Origin of the sequence: Psychrobacter sp. (assembly GCF_049295055.1) — a bacterium.
Lineage (GTDB): Bacteria > Pseudomonadota > Gammaproteobacteria > Pseudomonadales > Moraxellaceae > Psychrobacter.
Window position 1 is genome coordinate 20,513 of the sequence record NZ_JBAQQF010000067.1, and the last position, 19,916, is coordinate 40,428.

The following is a 19,916-nucleotide window of genomic DNA, read 5'->3' on the forward strand; positions in this document are numbered from 1 at the left end:
TTTAGAGGGTTAAGTATAATCTGATATGTGATTCTTAATTTGATCATATAATTTATCGAAGGCTTCATTAAACCTTACTTTCAGTGCTTCTCGATTATATATATCGTCAGAACTATCGTTAGAGCCATGAGCCAAAAAAAACTGACGTGAAACTGTCAAAAAATCTTCACAATCAGTAGTTAGTTCAGAAAAATATAAAACAGTAATTATTTCAATTTTTGCACCTTTTTCATCAAACTCAGCAGTATCTATATTATTGCCACTTTCTTCTTGAGATAGTTGCGAACTAATAGTCTTCAAAATATTAGTAAAATCAATAATTCTAAACAATAACTCTTCATACTTTTGTCTTAAAAATACTTGCCGTTCATATTTATGTTCAGACTTCTGCTTCAAAAATCCAATACTCTGACTAACTAAGACACCAAATAGTGCCGAACCTGAAGCAATCATAGCGGTAACGAGGGTTTCACTTTGTAAGAAAGTTTCCATTAAGTCTTTACTCGCTTAGCCCACCATCTTGATATGAGTACGAGCATGGCAACAGCATAAAGCAGCCAAACGCCACCTTTTAATAAGTCGATGACTATAAACGGAGATTTTGATATTTCACTCAAACTAGATGCCGATATATTTTTCGCATAGCTTTGGGCGACAAGGCCTAAGAAGAAATAGAGCGCAATTGCAATAAAAGTCGTTAGAATTAATGCGATAACAAATCTTTTGTCATTCCTATACATACTTTTTATCCTTGTAAGAATTACTTAATAGCGCGTTGCTACTCAGATTTAAACCTATAGTATGCCAGTCTAAATCACCCCAATTCCACTTAATAATAACTGCCCACCAGCAAATAGTAATAAAACCCCAAAAGCGCGTTTTAGCATTAAGGCTGGCAGTTTATACGCAAGCTTCGCGCCGACTTTTGCCATAACAAAGCTAATCACTGAAATGCATAAGAATGCAGAAATATGTACGAAGCCTATCGTACCCTCTGGTAAATTTTCGACATTTTGACCAAACCAAGCGAATCCTAACGCACCTGCAACAGCAATCGGCAGACCGCAAGCAGCAGCTGTACCCACTGACTGCTTCATCGTTAGCCCTGCCCAGTTCAAAAACGGCACCGTTAAACTACCACCACCGATACCAAAAATAGACGAGGCCAAACCAATGCCAGTACCTGCGCCGAATTGCACGCCAGTAGAGGGCAGCGGTTTGCCCAGTTGTTCTTTATTAGAGAAGAATAGCATTTTTATAGCGACTAATAATGCACCGCCACCGATAATAGCTTTCAATGCTTGACCATCAATCGACTCTGCAACACCCGCGCCGATTAAACTTCCGATGACCAAACCCAGTCCCATTTTACGCCAGATATCCCAGCGCACACCGCCACGCTTATTGTGCGCAGTCATTGAGCTGATTGAGGTCACCACAATGGTCGCTAAAGAAGTGCCAATCGCTAAATGGGTGACTACTTCAGGCGGGAAATGATAAGCAGTAAAAATCCATACCAATGCCGGTACAATAATCATGCCACCACCAACGCCGAACAAGCCTGCACAGACGCCCGCAAATGCTCCTGCAATAACAAACCATACGTATAACATCATCAAGCTTACCTTTTAATGGGCTTTTTTATATAATAGTAGATGGCTGCATCTTATAAAGTCAGTACTTATAAGGGCAGCATTTATAACCTAATCATTTATAATAACAGTACTTAGATTGGATATATCATCCGTGACAGCCGCTTTCTGTTTCTTATTTTTGACAATCGCCTCAGTATATCAAAGATTGTCCATAGCACATTTGCTCCATTAATCATATTGACGAAACTTATGCCGCCACTCGCCCAGTTACCTGACTCTATAACCGAGTCATTCGAGCTTGATTATTTACCTGAGCTTAATCATCGCCATCTAACAACCAGCGCCTCGACCAACAGCGAGCTGATTGCAGCGGTACAAAATGGCTCGCTAAATGCCGCAGCGATGCATCTATTAACTGCGGAAACCCAAAGCGCTGGGCGTGGACAACATGGGCGCTCATGGCAATCACCGCGTGGCAATGTTTATCTGTCCTTATATTATCCAGTGCATATGCCGATTAGTGGTTTATTATCGTTAATCATTGGCGTAGAGCTAGCAAAAATGCCGGTTATCCAAACACTAAACGAGCAATTACGGGCGCAAGGATTGACGCCCATCGGGGTAAAATGGGCCAATGATTTGGGCTTTTATTCATCTCAACATCAAATTGATTTAAATAGTTCCCAGTTAGAACAAGAAACGACGCCCTTTTATAAGCTTGCTGGTATTTTAATAGAACCGGTATTACAAGCAGGCAAATTGGTTGGCGTAGTGATGGGCGTTGGTCTCAATGTAAAGGCAACGCCGCATCTAACAGCACAAACCTGCGAAGGTATGAATTACCAAGCGATTAGCTTACAAGATATCGAGCAGCTACTAGAGCCAGATAGACAAACAAGTAATTTACCAAGTTTACGTGAGCTTTATCAGCAAATGAGTAAGGCTTTAATAGCGGCGATGACACGATTTGAGCATTTAGGATTAGAGAAGCCAACCGGTCAACGCTACAATTTGGACAGCTTTTTAACCCAATTTGACTCAATGGATGCACTAGCAGGACTACGCTTGCGCATCATCCAAGAGCATAATGGTCAGACAGAAACGCTCACTGGCTATGCGTGCGGTATTGATACACATGGATGTTTGCAATTGCGCCAAGATAACGGTAATATTTCTGCGCTTTTTACCGGACGCATCGACGTTATTAATAAGGCGTAAAGCACTGACTTAACGTGCGCTAGCTATATAAAAAAGGGATATTTATGCTCTGGCTTGATCTTGGAAATACCCGCCTTAAATACTGGCTGACCGATGATATCGGGCAGATAGTTGCGCATGATGCCAAGCAACATTTGCAAGCGCCTGCTGAATTACTGATGGGTTTGACCGATCGCTTTGAGCGTTATGCCCCTCATTTTATCGGTATTTCATCGGTGCTCGGCGATGATCTTAATACAAAAGTCTCAGAGACGCTCAGTCGCCTTAATATTCCGTTTGAATTTGTCCATGTCGATGCCAATTATCCGCTGATGAAAAGCGCCTATAACGACGAGCAGCTGGGCTGTGATCGCTGGCTGCAAATGCTAGGCGCAGTAGATAAAACCAAACGTCAATGTGTGATTGGCTGCGGTACGGCAGTGACCATTGATTTGATTGATCATGCAACGCATTTGGGCGGTTATATTTTCCCAAGTATTTATCTGCAGCGTGAGTCATTATTTTCTGGTACTAAGCAAATTACTATTTCTAATGGCACTTTTGATAGTGTCGGTCAAGGTCTTAATACGCAGGATGCGGTACATCGCGGGATATTATTGTCCATCGTCGGTGCTATCAATGAGATTAGCAATCGCCATCCTAACTTTGAAGTGATTATGACAGGTGGCGATGCCGCTATTATTGCCCAACATGTTAATCGCCCTGTACGACTTCGTGATGATTTATTGTTAAATGGCTTGGCAAGATATTTTGATCATAGTAATAAATAGCTATCGTATATTTTCATCTTTTATAAAGTAAGCATAAAAAAGCAGGACGCTTAAAACGTCCTGCTTTTTTAGTTTTATCAAAACATTAGTATTTTTATACCACTTTCAAAATTTAGAGTAGTTCGGAAAACTTGTGTAAGCACTATACCAAGTATAGTTGATCCACTTTTAAAAAAGTACAACACTACTGGAGTTAATTATTCGCAGCCTCTGTCTGCGTAGGCACAGCAAGCAAGAAAAATTAACCCCAGTAGTGATTGATAATATTTGTATTTCTTTTATTTAGGACGGACTATAGCCTTAGCAAGTTTGACAAAGTTAATCGACTTTTGGGTGTTGATATTACTTAGTCTCATTAAACAGCTCACGACCAATTAACATACGGCGAATCTCACTCGTACCCGCACCAATCTCATAGAGCTTGGCATCACGCCAGTAACGACCTAGTGGATACTCGTTGGTATAGCCATTACCACCGAATATTTGAATGCCTTCGCCTGCCATCCATGTGGCTTTTTCAGCACACCATAAAATCACACTGGCACAATCTTTACGTACTTCTCGGCTATGACCAGCACCGCGTTTATCTAGCATATCCAAGTTTTTACCCACGGTGTACAAGAAGCTGCGACCTGCTTGCAGTATGGTGTACATGTCGGCGACTTTGCCCTGAATGAGCTGGAATTCGCCAATCGCTTGTCCAAACTGCTTACGATCGTGAATATAAGGCACGACATTGTCCATCACGGCTTGCATGATGCCGATAGGACCTGCTGCCAATACCGCGCGCTCGTAATCAAGACCACTCATCAAGACTTTAACACCTTCGTTTAGGCCGCCCAAGATATTTTCTTTAGGTACTTCAACATTGTTAAAGGTCATCTCACCCGTATGACTACCGCGCATACCGAGCTTATCGAGCTTTTGCGCCGTGCCAAAGCCTGCCATGCCTTTTTCAACGATAAAAGCAGTCATACCTTTGCCGCCTAGCTCTGGATTGGTCTTAGCATACACCACCATTACGTCAGCATCAGGACCATTGGTAATCCACATTTTACTACCATTTAGCACATAATGACCGTCTTTCTCTTCGGCTTTCAGCTTCATACTGACCACATCTGAGCCAGCGCCAGTTTCACTCATGGCGAGTGCACCGATAAACTCGCCGCTGATTAGTTTTGGCAGATATTTTTGTTTTTGCGCCTCTGAGCCATTACGCTTGAGCTGATTGATACATAGATTTGAATGCGCACCATAGCTAAGTGCCACAGAGGCAGACGCACGGCTAATCTCTTCCATCGCAACCATGTGCGCGACGTAGCCCATGTCAGAGCCACCGTATTCCTCGGGAACGGTGATGCCATGTAGACCAATATCACCCATTTTTTGCCATAAATCCATTGGGAACTCATCGCTACTGTCAATCTCGGCCGCACGCGGAGCGATTTCTTTGGCAGTAAACTGCTGCACCATATCACGTAAGGCGTCGATATCTTCGCCAAGCTGAAAATTCAATCCGGGTAAACTCATAACCATTCCTTGTATTTTGATGTTTTAGATTTTAATCCATTTTTTAAAGCACCATCTTTTTGAGACCATTTTTGATGTCATAGTCAATTCTAAATAAGATTGATACGTTAATAATTCCGTGCTACTGGTGCTAATTTTTCTTGCTTGCTGTTCGCAGGCGTGACAGAGGCTGCGAAAAATTTACTCCAGTAGCACTTATATCAGTTTTAAAGTAAATAAATTATATGTTGGTTAAGATTGACGTTTATTAATCAGCGCTCGTGCTACGTTTGAACCGTTAGGACGACCCAAAAACTTACTGATACGCTCACCAGCGACCACTAGCTTTTCCAAATCGATACCGGTACTTATTCCCATGCCATGCAGCATGTAGACCACGTCTTCAGTCGCGACATTACCCGTTGCACCTTTGGCATACGGACATCCGCCAAGTCCAGCGACTGAGGTATCAAATTCACTGACGCCCATCTGTAGTGCCGCTAAAGTGTTACTTAGTGCTTGACCATAAGTATCATGAAAATGCCCTGATAGCATGGCAATATCTGCATACTCAAGTGCTGCTTGTAGCGCGCGCTGTACCTTTAAAGGCGTACCTACGCCAATCGTATCCGCAATACCGATCTGCTCTGCGCCAATTTCAAGCAAACGCTTGGTCACATAGGCCACTTGGCTTGAGTCAATCTCACCTTCATAAGGGCAGCCAACGGTGCAAGAGATCACGCCGCGCACTTTGATACCTTGCGCTTTTGCTGCAGCGGCAACGGGCGCGAAACGCTCAATGCTTTCATCAATACTGCAGTTGATATTCTTTTGACTAAAGGTCTCGCTGGCTGAGCCAAAGATGACGATTTCATCAGGGCTATGCAAGATAGCATTCTCAAAACCGCGCATATTGGGAACCAATACCGAATAGCTCACATCTGCTCGACGCGTAGGCGCAAGTGCTTCGAGCAGCGCGCTATTATCGTCCATTTGCGGCACCCACTTTGGTGACACAAAACTAGTGGCCTCAAGCTTTTTTACGCCTGCAGCAATCAAATCATTAATAAGCGCTTGCTTAATCGCCGTTGGTACCGTCATAGATTCATTTTGTAAGCCATCGCGTGGACTGACATCAACGATGGTGACGTGTTTTGGATAGGAGAGTTTCATACTTGTCGTCCTTTTTATTATTCGCCTCTTTATAATAGATTCAATTTAGAAATATTATAGGATTGCTGGGATAAATTTTGTGAAGCCTCTGGAGTGCGAAGCGTACAGCAAGCGAGGAAAATTTATCCCAGCAGAGCGCTATTTTAAACGAACCACTTATATATTGAATTGACTATGTTATCGGTACTTCAGCTATTCGCTTTCCGTATCAATGCGTAATAACTCGTCACCATCAGCGACCAAGTCGCCCGCACCAAATAGCAATTCTGCCACCACGCCATCTGTCGGTGCCGTAATGGTATGTTCGATTTTCATCGCTTCGATGACCGCTAATGGATCGCCTTTTTTTACGCTATCACCGACGGCGACTTTAAAGGCAACGACTTGACCCGGCATTGGCGATTTTAAGCTACCAACCGCCGCATTCTCTTCGCCAACATGTGCCATGATATCAACGAGCCTAATCTCATCACGCCCGCTATCGGTAAACACATAGACGGTTTCATGGTTTGTCCAGCTTTGGACGTTGATACGCGCACCATCTAACCATAAGGTATGATTGTGTGCATCAATGCTGCTATAGCTGACTTGACCTTCATAGACCGTTTCTGTCTGGGCAGCTACGTTCGCGTTGCTATTATCTTGCGTGTGAGCAATTTCTTTTTCAATGACTAGCGTAAAGCTACTGAGGTTATCGCTGCCCTTTTTGCTCTCTGAACAATTAGCATTGTGCCAGTTGCTAATACGAGTGTTATAAAATTGCTCTGCGTAAACCAAGCTAAACGAACGTGTGTAATCGCTAAAGGCACGGAAACCTGTAGGCTGGCTAAAGGGATCAGTATTTATACCTTTATATGCCGCCTCACTAGCAAGCTGCTGTGCGATAGCCGTCACCGCGAGTGTCGATAATGCAAGCGGATGCTGATTAAACAGCTGCTCACGCTCACGCTCAATCAATGCCGTATCAAGATTTGCTTGGCTAAAAGACTCGGTATTTATGATGTAACGTAAAAATGCCACGTTATTTGGTAGACCGACTATTCGCGTTTGCGCGAGTGCGCGATCAAGCTTGGCTAACGCTTGCTCGCGAGTGGGCGCATGGACGATCAATTTGGCAATCATAGAATCATAAAACGGACTGATGACATCGCCTTCGCGTACGCCGTCGTCGATACGCACATCAGTGCTATTCTTATTAATGATGAAAGTACTATGTTCAGGTTTTTGATAAGTAAATAAAGTGCCCGTCGCTGGCAAAAACCCATTATCAGGATTTTCAGCACAAATACGCGCTTCTATCGCATGACCGTTGATCGACAGCTCTGCTTGCTTTTTCGGTAAGGGTAAACCTGCCGCTACTAACAGCTGCCATTCGACCAAATCTACGCCAGAGATGGCTTCACTAACCGGATGCTCAACTTGCAGTCGGGTATTCATTTCCATAAAATAGAAATTCATCGAACCCGCGCGCTGCTCAACGATAAACTCAACCGTACCTGCGCCAAAATAATTGACCGCTCGCGCCGCTTCGATTGCCGCAGTTCCCATCGCTTCACGCATCGCCGCGTCAACACCCGGTGCTGGCGCTTCTTCTAATACTTTTTGATGGCGACGCTGTACCGAGCAATCACGCTCAAACAGATGCACATAATTGCCATGGGTATCACCAAATACTTGGATTTCGATATGGCGTGGTTTCAACGCGTACTTTTCGACCAATACTTGATCGTTACCGAAGCTGGTAATGGCTTCACGGCGGCATGATTCTAACAAGTCAATAAAATCACTGCTTTGCTCAACGATACGCATGCCTTTACCGCCACCACCAGCACTGGCTTTAATCAATACCGGATAACCAATACTGTCGGCTTGCTGTTGCAAAAAATGGGCATCCTGATTTTCACCGTGATATCCGGGTATCAGTGGCACGCCAGCTGCTTCCATCAAGCGCTTGGACTCAGATTTACCGCCCATGGCACGGATAGCGTCAGCAGATGGACCGATAAAGACCAATCCTGCATCTTGACAAGCTTGAGCAAAGTCCGCATTTTCGCTTAAAAACCCGTAACCTGGGTGAATCGCTTGTGCGCCTGTTGCTTTGGCAATCGCAATGATGGCGTCGCCTTTAAGATAGCTGTCTTTTGGCGCAGAGCCACCTAAATATACGGCTTCATCGCAGACAGCAACATGCTTGGCTTCACGGTCAGCATCAGAATAAACGGCAACGGTATTGATACCTAGACGCTTGGCAGTCGCAGCAACTCGGCAGGCAATTTCACCACGATTGGCGATCAAAATTTTGGAGAACATAACAGTCCTTTTTTCTAAAAATTAAATTATATGAATATAAGTTAGAAAATATTTATTAATAAAAATCAGTACTAATTCTAATCTAAAAACTTTTTAAATTTATCGGTTAAACTTTTAACAAACAATCACCCTGTGATATCTCTCCAGTATGTAAGCCATCAACTAAGACTCTATAAACTAAGGAAGGATGATCTAGAATAGCTTTGCACATCGTTGGTAAGTTTCGACCATCTGCTTTTTGTAGAGTAAGAGAGTCAATTTCTTCAAACCCTTCGTTACAAAGGTAACCTGTTACAAAAGTCCCTTCGTTCTCAATTCCAAAAACATCGAGAATATAAAGAAAAGGGCTTTGATGGTGATTTTTTACGGCATCTCTTATTAAGTCATACTTAATGATTGGAAATCCCGGAAACTCCTCTTGTGCCGCTTTTAATGTCTGAATAATACTAGCTGATAAAGTTCTATCTTATGATTTTGCCAATATTTCATATAAAGTGTCGCGATATTGGTTAGAAAAATTTTCAATATCATTGCGGATTTTTTCAACTTTGACTATTTCTTTTGATAAGCTCATATACTTTTTTCTCTTTGGTTACGCCATTTTTTTCTTAACCTTCAGCTAACCAATCAGGCTGGCGTTTTTGTAAAAACGCTTGTACGCCTTCTTTACCTTGCTCTGATGAGCGGATATCGGCGATACCTTTAACCGTATCAGCAATCAGTTCATCGGTAATGGCTGCGCCTGCGACGTCATGTAATAAGCGCTTGCAAGTCTTGACCGCATCAGGGCTGTTTTTAACCACTGTGGCGCAGAATGTGGCAACCGCATCATCAAGTGACTCTTCACTAACTCGCTCATGGATAAAGCCAAGCTGACGGGCTTTTTTGCTATCGAATACTTCTGCACTTAAGAAATAACGTTGTGAGGCTCTAGCACCTAATGCTCTAATAACATAAGGGCTGATAGTCGCTGGTGCTAAGCCCAAACGTACTTCGCTAAGGCAGAAACTAGCAATTCTCACAGCGATTGCTACATCACAGACTGCAACCAAACCCATACCGCCTGCATAGACATCACCTTGTATAGCCGCTATCGTTGGCTTTGGACATTCATAAATGGTCTTTAGCATTTGCGCTAACTTGTCCGCATCCGCTAGATTCTCTTCATAGCTATAATCCGCCATGGCGCGCATCCAATTCAAATCGGCACCTGCACAAAAAGCTTTGCCCGCTGCCGCTAAAACGATAACACGTACTTGATTATCATCACCAAGTGCATTAAATGCGTGGGTTAGTTCGACAATCATTTCATCGTTAAAGGCATTACGTATCTCAGGGCGATTCAGTGTTACCGTTGCAACGTGCTGCTCAACGTTAACCAATAGGCTTTTATAATTATTCAAAGTTTGTTGCATAACCTTCTCTACATTTTTATAAACGTGAAATGACTGGGAATATTTTATTGAATGCCACATTGCTGCATTGCTACATTCTAAAGACACCAAAAGTCGTCTCTTCAATCGGGGCGTTATGAGCGGCACTAAGCGCTAATGCCAATACGTTACGGGTATCAGCAGGGTCAATCACCCCATCATCCCATAGACGAGCCGTGGCATAATAGGGATGACCTTGCTTTTCATACATCTCACGAATCGGCGCTTTAAATGCTGCTTCATCTTCCTCACTCCACGCCTCGCCTTTACGATCAAAGTTATCACGCTTGACGGTTGCGAGTACTGACGCTGCTTGCTCGCCGCCCATCACAGAAATGCGCGCATTTGGCCACATCCATAAGAAACGCGGACTATAAGCACGACCACACATACCATAGTTACCTGCACCAAATGAACCACCAACGATGACAGTGAACTTAGGTACTTTTGCATTCGCTACTGCCATCACCATCTTGGCTCCATGACGGGCGATACCTTCGTTTTCATATTTACGACCAACCATAAAACCAGTGATATTTTGCAGGAATATCAATGGGATTTTTCGTTTACAACACAGCTCAATAAAGTGTGTACCTTTTTGCGCCGATTCACTAAATAAGATGCCATTATTGGCGATAACACCAACTGGCATGCCTTCGATATGAGCAAAACCACACACTAGCGTCGTGCCAAAGCGCGCTTTAAATTCATCAAAAGCACTGTCATCGACGATACGGGTAATAATCTCCCTAATATCAAAGGGCTTGCGCTTATCGGTTGGAATAACACCGTATAGCTCTTTAGCATCATAGCGTGGCGGACGTGGTTGGATTTGATTAGCAATGTTTTTAGCAGGACGATTTAGATGGCTGACAATATTGCGCGCTATTGATAACGCATGCGTATCGTTTTGGGCTAAATGATCGACGACGCCTGACAGACGAGTATGCACATCGCCGCCGCCCAGATCTTCTGCTGTGACTTCTTCACCTGTTGCGGCTTTGACTAATGGTGGACCACCCAAAAAGATAGTTCCTTGGTCTTTGACAATAATAGACTCGTCGCTCATCGCTGGCACATATGCTCCGCCAGCGGTACAGCTGCCCATTACCACTGCAATTTGTGGAATACCAGTGGCACTCATATTAGCCTGATTAAAAAAGATACGACCAAAGTGCTCTTTATCAGGAAATACTTCATCCTGATTGGGCAAATTTGCACCGCCCGAATCGACCAAGTAAACACAGGGCAAGTTATTTTCTTGCGCAATTTCCTGCGCGCGTAGATGTTTTTTCACCGTCATTGGGAAATAAGTACCGCCTTTTACGGTGGCATCATTACAGACAATCATGCACTCAGTACCGTTAATGCGACCGATACCGGCAATCACGCCAGCCGCTGGAATATCTTCGCCATACATATCGTGCGCCGCCATCGGAGCAACTTCTAAAAACGGCGTCCCGACATCCAGCAAACGCTCAACACGCTCGCGAGGTAGCAACTTGCCACGTGCCAAATGCTTGGCGCGCGCACGCTCTGATCCGCCTTGGGCGACTTTGCGTAGGTGCTGATATAAGTCATCAACGACCTGTTGCATGGCAGCAGCGTTTTGCTGAAATTCAGCAGCGTTTGGACTCAATTTACTGGTTATGATAGCGCTCATGATATCCCTTTTCTTTAATGCGTAAATGCGAGTGACTGTTTTTATGATAATAATATTTTATGCGAATTATTCTAACGACTGGTTATTTTAGTCTTGACTCGTATCCGTATAGTCAATTCGATTTATAATCGATACAGCGAGATTTGGGTGAATTTTTTGCAGCCTCTGTCGGCGTAGGCAAAGCAAGCCAGAAAAATTCATACAAGTCTCGCGTCATAACATAACGTATTTATTTCATTTGTTATCGACTATAACCTTTAATAAGGTAGCAATAATAGAATGGGCTATAAACCTAGCTCTTCTCTCATCTGCTCAATAATTTTATATTTCTGAATTTTACCAGTGATGGTCATTGGGTACTCGGTGACGAAGCGATAATAAGTCGGCACTTTATAATGGGCGATATGCTCACTACAGAATTGGCGCACTTCTTCTTCCGTTAAGCAGCCCTCTTCTTTAGGAATAATCCAAGCAGCCAATACTTCGCCATAACGCTTATCTGGGATGCCAACGATTTGTACATCACGGATTTTGGGATGGCGATAGAGATAATTCTCGACTTCTACTGGATAAATATTCTCACCGCCACGGATGACCATATCTTTACTACGACCAACGACTTTGACATAGCCATCTTCATCCATCGTTGCCAAATCACCCGTATGCATCCAGCCATCTTGAATGGCTTCGCGGGTTTTAAAACGACTGCCCCAATAACCTTTCATCACCGAATAACCACGGGTCAGCAACTCGCCAGTCTCACCTAACGGTAAAATCTCGCCTGTTTCGGTATCAATAACTTTAACTTCAAGCGCTGGCTGCACGAGTCCCACGGTCGAGACTTGCTTATCAAGCGGCGTATGTTCATTGGTCTGACAAGAAACGGGACTGGTTTCAGTCATACCATAAGCAATGGTGACCTCTTTCATATGCATCTCATCGATGACGCGGCGCATGACCTCAATCGGACAGCTAGAGCCCGCCATAATGCCAGTACGCAAGGTAGATAAATCAAAGTTTTTAAATTCAGGATGATCAAGCTCGGCGATAAACATCGTCGGTACACCATGTAGACCAGTACATTTCTCACTCTCGACTGCTTGTAAGACCGATAACGGCTCAAAACCATCATTTGGATAGACGATACAGCCGCCATGGGTGAGAATGGCTAAATTACCAAGCACCATACCAAAGCAATGATATAACGGTACTGGAATACACAGTCTATCCTCTTCAGTGAGGTTCATCGCCTCACCGATAAAATAGCCGTTGTTTAAAATATTTCGATGGCTTAGAGTCGCGCCTTTGGGTGTTCCTGTCGTGCCACTGGTAAACTGTACATTAATAGCATCGGTATTTTTAAGCTGTGCTTGACGCTCAGCAACACGCGGATCATTGGCATCACCTTCCGCCATCCATGCAGAAAATTTCTGCATAAAGTTAAAGTCTTCTTCACTATCCGGCTCATCAATCCAAATAATACGCTCAATCGTTGGAATCTCAACCAAATCAAGTTGGGTATAGTCTTTATGATAAATTTCAGGACACATCTCACGAATCAATTGCGCGTAATCACTGCTTTTAAAATGGCGCATGAGTACAAGAGCCGAGCAGCCCAGTTTATTTAGCGCATATTGCAGCTCAAAAACACGATAAGCAGGATTAATATTGACGAGGATAATACCGACTTTTGCCGTTGCCAATTGCATCAGTAGCCATTCAGCATTGTTATGCGACCAGATACCGATACGATCACCAATCTCAAGCCCCATCTCAATCATGCTGCTCGCTAACTGATTAACCTGCTGTTGCAGCTGTTGATAAGTCCAGCGGATATTTTGATGGCAGACGACCAGTGCTTCGCGTTCAGGATATTTGGAGACAATAGCATCAAAGAAATCACCGATGGTCGCTTCAATTAGCGGCACATCAGGACCTTTATCATAGCTTTTAGTGAGTGGCGCATTTGCCGAGCGGGCACCCATATTAATACTGGGAATATTATTTAGAATGCTATCAAAATGAAAATTCTGAGTCATAACGAGTCCTTTCGTTTTACTTTTTATGGTGCTTATTGGTCGCCTCCGACCCCTTCATTCTTCCTTGAACAGGTCTTGACTAGCGTTAGCTACTATAACGCCATCAATGAAAGCCTGTCAATAATAGCAATACAATTCGTATCATTTAAAAAGAAAATATAAAACCAATTTATCATTGATTGCTAGATGACGAGTCTTTTATGTGACTTAAATCGGAAAAGCCAGCCTTATACCATAATAGTAAAAAGCTGGCTTTTCCAGTCATTAATAGTCTCAAATTATCTTAGACCCATCTCCTCTATCATTTGCTCAACGATTTTATATTTCTGAATTTTGCCAGTGACGGTCATAGGATATTCGTCAACAAAGCGGAAATATGTCGGCACTTTATAATGAGCAATATGTTCACGACAAAACTGTCTTATCTCTTCTTCACTTAAGCTATCCGGCTCTTTTGCAATAATCCACGCTGCCAATACTTCGCCATACTTTTTGTCAGGAACGCCAACTATTTGTACATCGCGAATTTTCGGATGGCGATAGAGATAGTTTTCGACTTCTACTGGATAGATATTTTCGCCACCACGAATGATCATATCTTTACTACGCCCAACCACAGTGATATAACCATCTTCATCCATCGTTGCCAAGTCACCGGTATGCATCCAGCCATCAGTGATTGCCGCACGGGTTTTAAAGCGGCTACCCCAATAGCCTTTCATCACCGCATAGCCATACGTATGTAATTCACCTGTCTCTCCAATCGGCACGACTTGACCCGTTTCAGTGTCAACGATTTTGACCTCAAGACCTGGCAGCACCATTCCTACGGTAGAGACTCTCTTTTCAAGTGGCGTTTGCGAGCTGGACTGACAGGAAGCTGGACTGGTCTCAGTCATCCCATAAGCAATCGTAACTTCCTTCATGTGCATCTTATCCATCACACGGCGCATGACCTCAATCGGACAGCTAGAGCCGCCCATGATACCGGTGCGCAAGCTGGACAAATCAAAGCTATCGAAGTCTGGATGATCGAGCTCCGCGATAAACATCGTCGGTACGCCAAGCAAAGCGGTACATTTCTCTTCTTCGACCGTCTGCAATACCGTTAGCGGATCAAAACCATCGTTAGGATAAACCGCACAGCCACCATGGGTTAAAATGGCAAGATTACCGCCCACCATGCCAAAGCAGTGATAGAGTGGCAATGGGATACACAGCCTATCATCACTGGTCAACTTCATGCCTTCGCCAAGAAAATAACCATTATTAAGGATATTACGATGGCTTAAGGTGGCGCCTTTCGGTGTCCCTGTTGTGCCACTAGTAAACTGCACACTAATAGCATCAGTATTCTTAAGCTGCGCTTGGCGCTCTGCAACACGCGGATCGTTGGCATCACCTTCTGTCATCCAAGCCGAAAATTTTTGCATAAAGTTAAAATCTTCATCACTGTCTGGCTCATCAATCCAAATGATGCACTCAATCGTCGGAATCTCGACCAAATCAAGTTGCTGATAATTTTTATGATAAATCTCAGGACACAGCTCACGAATCATCTGCGTATAGTCGCTGCTTTTGAAATGACGCATCAATACCAATGCCGAACAGCCCAATTTATTCAGTGCATATTGCAGCTCAAAAGTACGATAAGCAGGATTGATATTGACTAGGATTACACCGATTTTTGAGGTGGCTAATTGCATCAAAAGCCATTCAGCATTGTTATGCGACCAAATACCGATACGATCGCCTATCTCAAATCCCATCTCAATCATGGCACTTGCCAGCTGATTAACTTTTTCCTGTAACTCACGATAAGTCCAGCGGATATTTTGATGACGAGAAACCAAGGCTTCACGCTCAGGATATTTACTGACAATAGCATCAAAAAAATCCCCGATGGTCGCTTCTATCAGCGGCACATCAAGTCCTTTATCATGGCTTTGGGTAAGTGGCGCATTTACCGAGCGCGCACCTACATCAACTTTTGGAACATTATTAAAGATACTTTCGAAATCGATAAGCTGAGTCATAACGAGTCCTTTCGTTTTACGGTTGAGGGTTTTTAGCAGTGCGATAAAAATAGGCTACCAAAGTAAATGCGATATTTCCCTTGAATACTGTTTAACGCATACTCTTTATCGCTGTAGGTTTATCACCACAGATTCTGATTAAACTAAACTAAGTTTTAACCAATGATACAGTGCTTTAAATTAAAGAATATCAATAATAATACGATCTGTATCGATAATATTAGACTGAAGCGTTCTTAAGTCTAAAATCGATAAAAGAAATGCGGTAGATATGAATGAAAAAAAGCCAGCACTGCATTAGAATGGCAGCACTGGCTATGGGGCTTAGAGTTTTTTTAATAATTAAACGTTGGGTGTAACAGGTGCTTTGATGGTTACCGTTGCGCTAACTTCATTATTATCATCGAGCAAGTTCATAATGAGCTCATCATCACTTTCAGTCGCTACTTGCCAATTACCGTTTGCTTGCGGTACACCTGTTACCATCACCGAAATTGCTTTATTTTTTAGGCGAATCATTGGTGGTTTATGCTCATAACCACCATGCTCTAACCCTAAGATATCATCAGCAATGGTTGCTGCTTGCGCACGTAACGGTGCTACATAACGACAAGCAACACCATTGATTGACATACAGTCGCCAATTGCATAAATGTTTGCCGTAGTAGTACGCAGCGTCGGCGCGTCAACCTCGATACCAGTACGGCGATTAAACTCAACCCCAGCGGCGGTTGGCAATTTATCATCGACGGTCAGACCTGTACTAGCAATCACATGGTCAACGATCAATGGCTCAAATTGCTGAGCCTCTGCATTTTCTACACTAGAGGAAACTGACTCATAGCTAACTTGTAACTTTCCATCATTATTGACATCATTACTACCATCACTGATACGAGTAATACCAGATACCTGACAACCCCCTAAAAAGTTAATACCTTGTGATTTGACTGCCTCTGCAATGCGTGCGGTCGCTTTTGCTGGTAGCATTTGCGATAGTGGCGCGTCATTTAAATCAATCAATGTCACTTGGTGACCTGCTTTTAGCAAGTCTTCAGCAATCTCAGTACCGACCATACCAGCACCAACAATAGCGATATGCTGACTACCTGTTGCTAGCTTTTCTTGTAGCTGCCCAAAACGCTCAATATGATTGACATGCCAAACCAAGTCTTCTGGTAAGCTTTTTGGAAAGATAGGATGCGCACCCATTGCTAACACCAATTTGTCATAATTGATCGTTGCGTAATTGGTATAAACAGGGTCTGAGCGCAGCGCAGAGATAAGCTGTAATTGTTGGGCAGTAGCGTCAATATCAGTCACATGCGTATTGGCAAGTAGCGTCACTTGCGCCGCTTTAGCAGCATCAACGCCAGTTGCTCGCACTAAGTCTGAGGCACGTTTATTTTGACTGATTGCCATGGTCAGCATAGGCTTGTGATAACGATCGCCACTATCGGCAGTTATCAAGGTAATCGAGATGTCTTTATCTTTTGCGCGAATCGCATCAATGACATGCCAGCCTGCCAAGCCTGCACCAATGATAACAATACCTGCAGACGATGTAATAGACGATGCTGCAGATGGGACGGACTGATTTCCTATACTCATGTTAGCTCCAATAAAGTTGACGGATTATTTTAATTATCAGAATATTGACCGTTATTATATCAGTAAACACACATTCACCCACATTAACATTCATATTAAATATATAATTAATTATCAAAAAAAGCGCCTATTAATAATAGACGCTTTTAAAGATAAAAATATCTAACTGCCATGCTAATGATTCAGAATCTTCGATAAGAACATTTGCGCGCGGTCACTTTTTGCGCCTTCAAAGAACTCATCTTTACTACAGTTTTCGACGATATGACCTTCATCCATAAAGATAATCCGGTTAGCAACCTGATTGGCAAAACCCATCTCATGGGTCACGCACATCATAGTCATACCATCACGGGTCAGCTCAATCATCACATCGAGGACTTCTTGAATCATCTCAGGATCAAGTGCGGAGGTTGGTTCATCAAATAGCATTGCCACCGGATCCATCGCTAGCGCGCGGGCAATCGCCACACGCTGCTGCTGACCACCAGACAGCTCCGCTGGATATTTCGCCGCCTGAACCGTCAGTCCAACACGATCTAAATAGGCCATGGCTTTTTTCTTAGCTTCGTCTTCTTTACGACCTAATACTTTGATTTGGGCAACGGTCAAATTATCAATAATCGTCAGATGCGGGAACAGCTCAAAATGCTGAAACACCATACCTACTTGACTACGTAGCTTAGGCAAATTGGTCTTTGGCGCACCCACTGAGATACCGCTGACCATTATCTCGCCCTTTTGAAAAGGCTCCAATCCATTGACGGTTTTAATGAGCGTGGATTTACCACTACCCGATGGACCACAAACGACAACGACATCGCCTTTATGCACATGCGCAGTACAGCCAGTCATCACCTGAAAGTCGCCATACCATTTACTAACATCGGTCATCTTGATGACAATCTCATCGCTTGCATGACCATTATTAGTGACCAGTCCGCCAAATTCATTTATATACGTGTCAGCATTATTCATCACCGGCTCATTCATCACTGGCTCCTAACCACGTTATTTTCACAATCATTATTAAATAAAGGTTTTAACGCTAATATTTTGTTTTAACGCTAATACTTTAATGTCTAAAATTTTAGCGAATACGCTGTTAAAACCTTAAACGCTTTTGTATTTGTTGCACGCCAATAGAGGCACTCAAACTGATGATAAAGTAAACAGCCCCTGCCCCTAATATATAGGGCGTTAATAAACCCATCAGCTCACCACGGACGTAGGCGGCGCGGAAAAAATCCGTTAAGCCAATCGCAAAGACCAATGTCGTATCTTGAAATAAAATAATACATTGCTGCAAAATCAGCGGCAGCATCTTGCGAAACGCTTGCGGCAAAATGATTAAGCGCATGGTCTGCCCATAAGTCATACCCAGTGCTTTAGCCGCATTTACTTGACCACTGCCGATGGATTGAATACCGGCGCGTACCACCTCGGAAAAATAAGCGGCCTCAAACATCATAAAGGCGACCACACAAGAGGTAAAGGCGGTATCTAGTTGTAAGTATTTACCAGCTACCCAAAAGTAAATCATCGGCACGGCAAAATAAAACCATAATAATACTAATAATAGCGGTACAGAACGAAAGTAATTGACGTATAGCTTAGCCGGTATTTCCAAGGCTTTAATACCAGATAGGCGCATCAAGGCCAATACTGTTCCTAAGCTGATACCGCCTAAGATAGCTAAAAACAACACTTTCAAGGTTGTCAGCATACCGCCCATCAAGCCAGGATATGCGGTTGCAAGTTCGGTCATCATATTCATTTCTGACCTCCTGCGATAAGCCCAGGTACACGCAATTTACGTTCAATCAAACCCATGATGGCAATCAAAGACAGATTAAACACCAAATAAATGATGGTTGCATAAGTATAAATCTCGAGACTATTTTGGGTATATTCACTAATGGTTTTGGTTTGGCTAATCAGCTCCATGACCCCCACTAGCGAGGCGACCGACGCATTTTTAAAGCAGTTGGTCAGCTCCGAGCTAAGCGGTGGCAAAATAACCCGAAACGCTTGTGGCAACAGCACTTCTTTATAAGCTTGTGGGATACTAAACCCTAGCGCGTAGGCAGCATTAATCTGTCCTTTTGGTAACGACTCGATACCGGTACGCACCTGTTCGACAATACGTGCAGCGGTAAATAAGCCAAGACCGATACTCGCTGATAGCATAGCTGACGTATTTGGCGACAAGTCTTTATACCACCATTCTTGAATGGCAGGTGTCAGCCAACCGGGGGCGATATAAAACCAAAAAAACAGTTGCACCAATAATGGGATATTACGAAAGAACGTCACATAAGCGGTACCAATCGCACGGGCACCCTTATTAGGTAGGGTGCGCATGATACCAAAAATGGTACCGATCACCATGGCAATCGCCCAAGCGATACTACCAATCAATAATAACCAGCCAAGACCAGTAATCATCCAATGGATATAAAGCTCATTACCGATACCGGTTTGCTCAAAGAGCACACCCCAGTTCCAGCTATAATTCATAATTGTCTCTCCGAGCAGCGGTTAAAAAACCTACGCACT

16 protein-coding genes are annotated in these 19,916 nt (G+C 43.4%); 2 read left to right on the forward strand and 14 right to left on the reverse strand.

Features of this window, described 5'->3' with window-relative positions:
- Positions 1-9 precede the first annotated feature (9 nt).
- From WAZ74_RS09740 to WAZ74_RS09750, 3 genes are all read right to left on the reverse strand, one after another.
- The gene (locus WAZ74_RS09740; protein WP_422308105.1) at positions 10-492 is read right to left on the reverse strand and encodes a hypothetical protein; all 483 of its coding nucleotides are present in this window, start codon (positions 490-492) and stop codon (positions 10-12) included.
- Entirely contained in the window at positions 492-740 is a 249-nt protein-coding gene (locus WAZ74_RS09745; protein WP_422308106.1) for a hypothetical protein, read from the reverse strand. Before WAZ74_RS09745 ends, WAZ74_RS09740 begins: the two co-directional genes overlap by 1 nt.
- A gap of 69 nt (positions 741-809) precedes the next feature.
- Complete coding sequence (locus WAZ74_RS09750; protein WP_422308217.1) at positions 810-1,613, reverse strand: sulfite exporter TauE/SafE family protein; 804 nt, start codon at positions 1,611-1,613, stop codon at positions 810-812.
- 231 nt (positions 1,614-1,844) lie between these two features.
- Here WAZ74_RS09750 and WAZ74_RS09755 point away from each other — a divergent pair, with 231 nt between their 5' ends.
- Both WAZ74_RS09755 and WAZ74_RS09760 read left to right on the forward strand, forming a co-directional pair.
- On the forward strand, positions 1,845-2,813 hold the full coding sequence (locus WAZ74_RS09755; RefSeq protein ID WP_422308107.1) for a biotin--[acetyl-CoA-carboxylase] ligase: 969 nt from the start codon (positions 1,845-1,847) through the stop codon (positions 2,811-2,813).
- Between the two features lie 44 nt (positions 2,814-2,857).
- Positions 2,858-3,583 carry a pantothenate kinase gene (locus WAZ74_RS09760; protein WP_422308108.1) on the forward strand — a complete coding sequence of 242 codons (726 nt, stop codon included), beginning with the start codon at positions 2,858-2,860 and terminating at the stop codon, positions 3,581-3,583.
- A 342-nt stretch (positions 3,584-3,925) separates the two neighbouring features.
- Here the strand turns inward: WAZ74_RS09760 and WAZ74_RS09765 are convergent, their stop codons facing one another.
- The 11 genes from WAZ74_RS09765 to WAZ74_RS09815 all read right to left on the reverse strand — a co-directional run bounded on the left by WAZ74_RS09765 (position 3,926) and on the right by WAZ74_RS09815 (position 19,877).
- Positions 3,926-5,113 (reverse strand): isovaleryl-CoA dehydrogenase, encoded by a 1,188-nt coding sequence (locus tag WAZ74_RS09765; protein ID WP_422308109.1) that lies wholly within the window; start codon positions 5,111-5,113, stop codon positions 3,926-3,928.
- 231 nt (positions 5,114-5,344) lie between these two features.
- Positions 5,345-6,265: a hydroxymethylglutaryl-CoA lyase gene (locus WAZ74_RS09770; protein ID WP_422308110.1), complete on the reverse strand. Its 921-nt coding sequence runs from the start codon at positions 6,263-6,265 to the stop codon at positions 5,345-5,347.
- Between the two features lie 192 nt (positions 6,266-6,457).
- Positions 6,458-8,575: a biotin carboxylase N-terminal domain-containing protein gene (locus WAZ74_RS09775; RefSeq protein ID WP_422308111.1), complete on the reverse strand. Its 2,118-nt coding sequence runs from the start codon at positions 8,573-8,575 to the stop codon at positions 6,458-6,460.
- Between the two features lie 608 nt (positions 8,576-9,183).
- On the reverse strand, positions 9,184-9,990 hold the full coding sequence (locus WAZ74_RS09780; RefSeq protein WP_422308112.1) for an enoyl-CoA hydratase/isomerase family protein: 807 nt from the start codon (positions 9,988-9,990) through the stop codon (positions 9,184-9,186).
- 70 nt (positions 9,991-10,060) lie between these two features.
- Positions 10,061-11,671 carry a carboxyl transferase domain-containing protein gene (locus tag WAZ74_RS09785; protein ID WP_422308113.1) on the reverse strand — a complete coding sequence of 537 codons (1,611 nt, stop codon included), beginning with the start codon at positions 11,669-11,671 and terminating at the stop codon, positions 10,061-10,063.
- 284 nt (positions 11,672-11,955) lie between these two features.
- Positions 11,956-13,710: an AMP-binding protein gene (locus WAZ74_RS09790; RefSeq protein ID WP_422308114.1), complete on the reverse strand. Its 1,755-nt coding sequence runs from the start codon at positions 13,708-13,710 to the stop codon at positions 11,956-11,958.
- Positions 13,711-13,988: 278 nt separating this feature from the next.
- A complete protein-coding gene (locus WAZ74_RS09795; protein WP_422308115.1) occupies positions 13,989-15,746 on the reverse strand; it encodes an AMP-binding protein in 1,758 nt (585 codons plus the stop codon).
- Positions 15,747-16,088: 342 nt separating this feature from the next.
- Positions 16,089-17,357, reverse strand: coding sequence for an FAD-dependent oxidoreductase (locus WAZ74_RS09800; RefSeq protein ID WP_422308116.1), 1,269 nt, complete (start codon positions 17,355-17,357; stop codon positions 16,089-16,091).
- Between the two features lie 174 nt (positions 17,358-17,531).
- Positions 17,532-18,251 (reverse strand): amino acid ABC transporter ATP-binding protein, encoded by a 720-nt coding sequence (locus WAZ74_RS09805; RefSeq protein ID WP_201546288.1) that lies wholly within the window; start codon positions 18,249-18,251, stop codon positions 17,532-17,534.
- A 211-nt stretch (positions 18,252-18,462) separates the two neighbouring features.
- On the reverse strand, positions 18,463-19,134 hold the full coding sequence (locus tag WAZ74_RS09810; RefSeq protein ID WP_422308117.1) for an ABC transporter permease subunit: 672 nt from the start codon (positions 19,132-19,134) through the stop codon (positions 18,463-18,465).
- Positions 19,131-19,877, reverse strand: a complete 747-nt coding sequence (locus WAZ74_RS09815; protein ID WP_422308118.1) for an amino acid ABC transporter permease — start codon at positions 19,875-19,877, stop codon at positions 19,131-19,133. Before WAZ74_RS09815 ends, WAZ74_RS09810 begins: the two co-directional genes overlap by 4 nt.
- Positions 19,878-19,916: the final 39 nt, after the last annotated feature.

Coding starts and splice junctions, on each gene's coding strand:
- WAZ74_RS09740 (WP_422308105.1), bottom strand. CDS start 492: ATGGAAACTTTCTTACAAAGTGAAACCCTCGTTACCGCTATGATTGCT.
- WAZ74_RS09745 (WP_422308106.1), bottom strand. CDS start 740: ATGTATAGGAATGACAAAAGATTTGTTATCGCATTAATTCTAACGACT.
- WAZ74_RS09750 (WP_422308217.1), bottom strand. CDS start 1,613: ATGTTATACGTATGGTTTGTTATTGCAGGAGCATTTGCGGGCGTCTGT.
- WAZ74_RS09755 (WP_422308107.1), top strand. CDS start 1,845: ATGCCGCCACTCGCCCAGTTACCTGACTCTATAACCGAGTCATTCGAG.
- WAZ74_RS09760 (WP_422308108.1), top strand. CDS start 2,858: ATGCTCTGGCTTGATCTTGGAAATACCCGCCTTAAATACTGGCTGACC.
- WAZ74_RS09765 (WP_422308109.1), bottom strand. CDS start 5,113: ATGAGTTTACCCGGATTGAATTTTCAGCTTGGCGAAGATATCGACGCC.
- WAZ74_RS09770 (WP_422308110.1), bottom strand. CDS start 6,265: ATGAAACTCTCCTATCCAAAACACGTCACCATCGTTGATGTCAGTCCA.
- WAZ74_RS09775 (WP_422308111.1), bottom strand. CDS start 8,575: ATGTTCTCCAAAATTTTGATCGCCAATCGTGGTGAAATTGCCTGCCGA.
- WAZ74_RS09780 (WP_422308112.1), bottom strand. CDS start 9,990: ATGCAACAAACTTTGAATAATTATAAAAGCCTATTGGTTAACGTTGAG.
- WAZ74_RS09785 (WP_422308113.1), bottom strand. CDS start 11,671: ATGAGCGCTATCATAACCAGTAAATTGAGTCCAAACGCTGCTGAATTT.
- WAZ74_RS09790 (WP_422308114.1), bottom strand. CDS start 13,710: ATGACTCAGAATTTTCATTTTGATAGCATTCTAAATAATATTCCCAGT.
- WAZ74_RS09795 (WP_422308115.1), bottom strand. CDS start 15,746: ATGACTCAGCTTATCGATTTCGAAAGTATCTTTAATAATGTTCCAAAA.
- WAZ74_RS09800 (WP_422308116.1), bottom strand. CDS start 17,357: ATGAGTATAGGAAATCAGTCCGTCCCATCTGCAGCATCGTCTATTACA.
- WAZ74_RS09805 (WP_201546288.1), bottom strand. CDS start 18,251: ATGACCGATGTTAGTAAATGGTATGGCGACTTTCAGGTGATGACTGGC.
- WAZ74_RS09810 (WP_422308117.1), bottom strand. CDS start 19,134: ATGAATATGATGACCGAACTTGCAACCGCATATCCTGGCTTGATGGGC.
- WAZ74_RS09815 (WP_422308118.1), bottom strand. CDS start 19,877: ATGAATTATAGCTGGAACTGGGGTGTGCTCTTTGAGCAAACCGGTATC.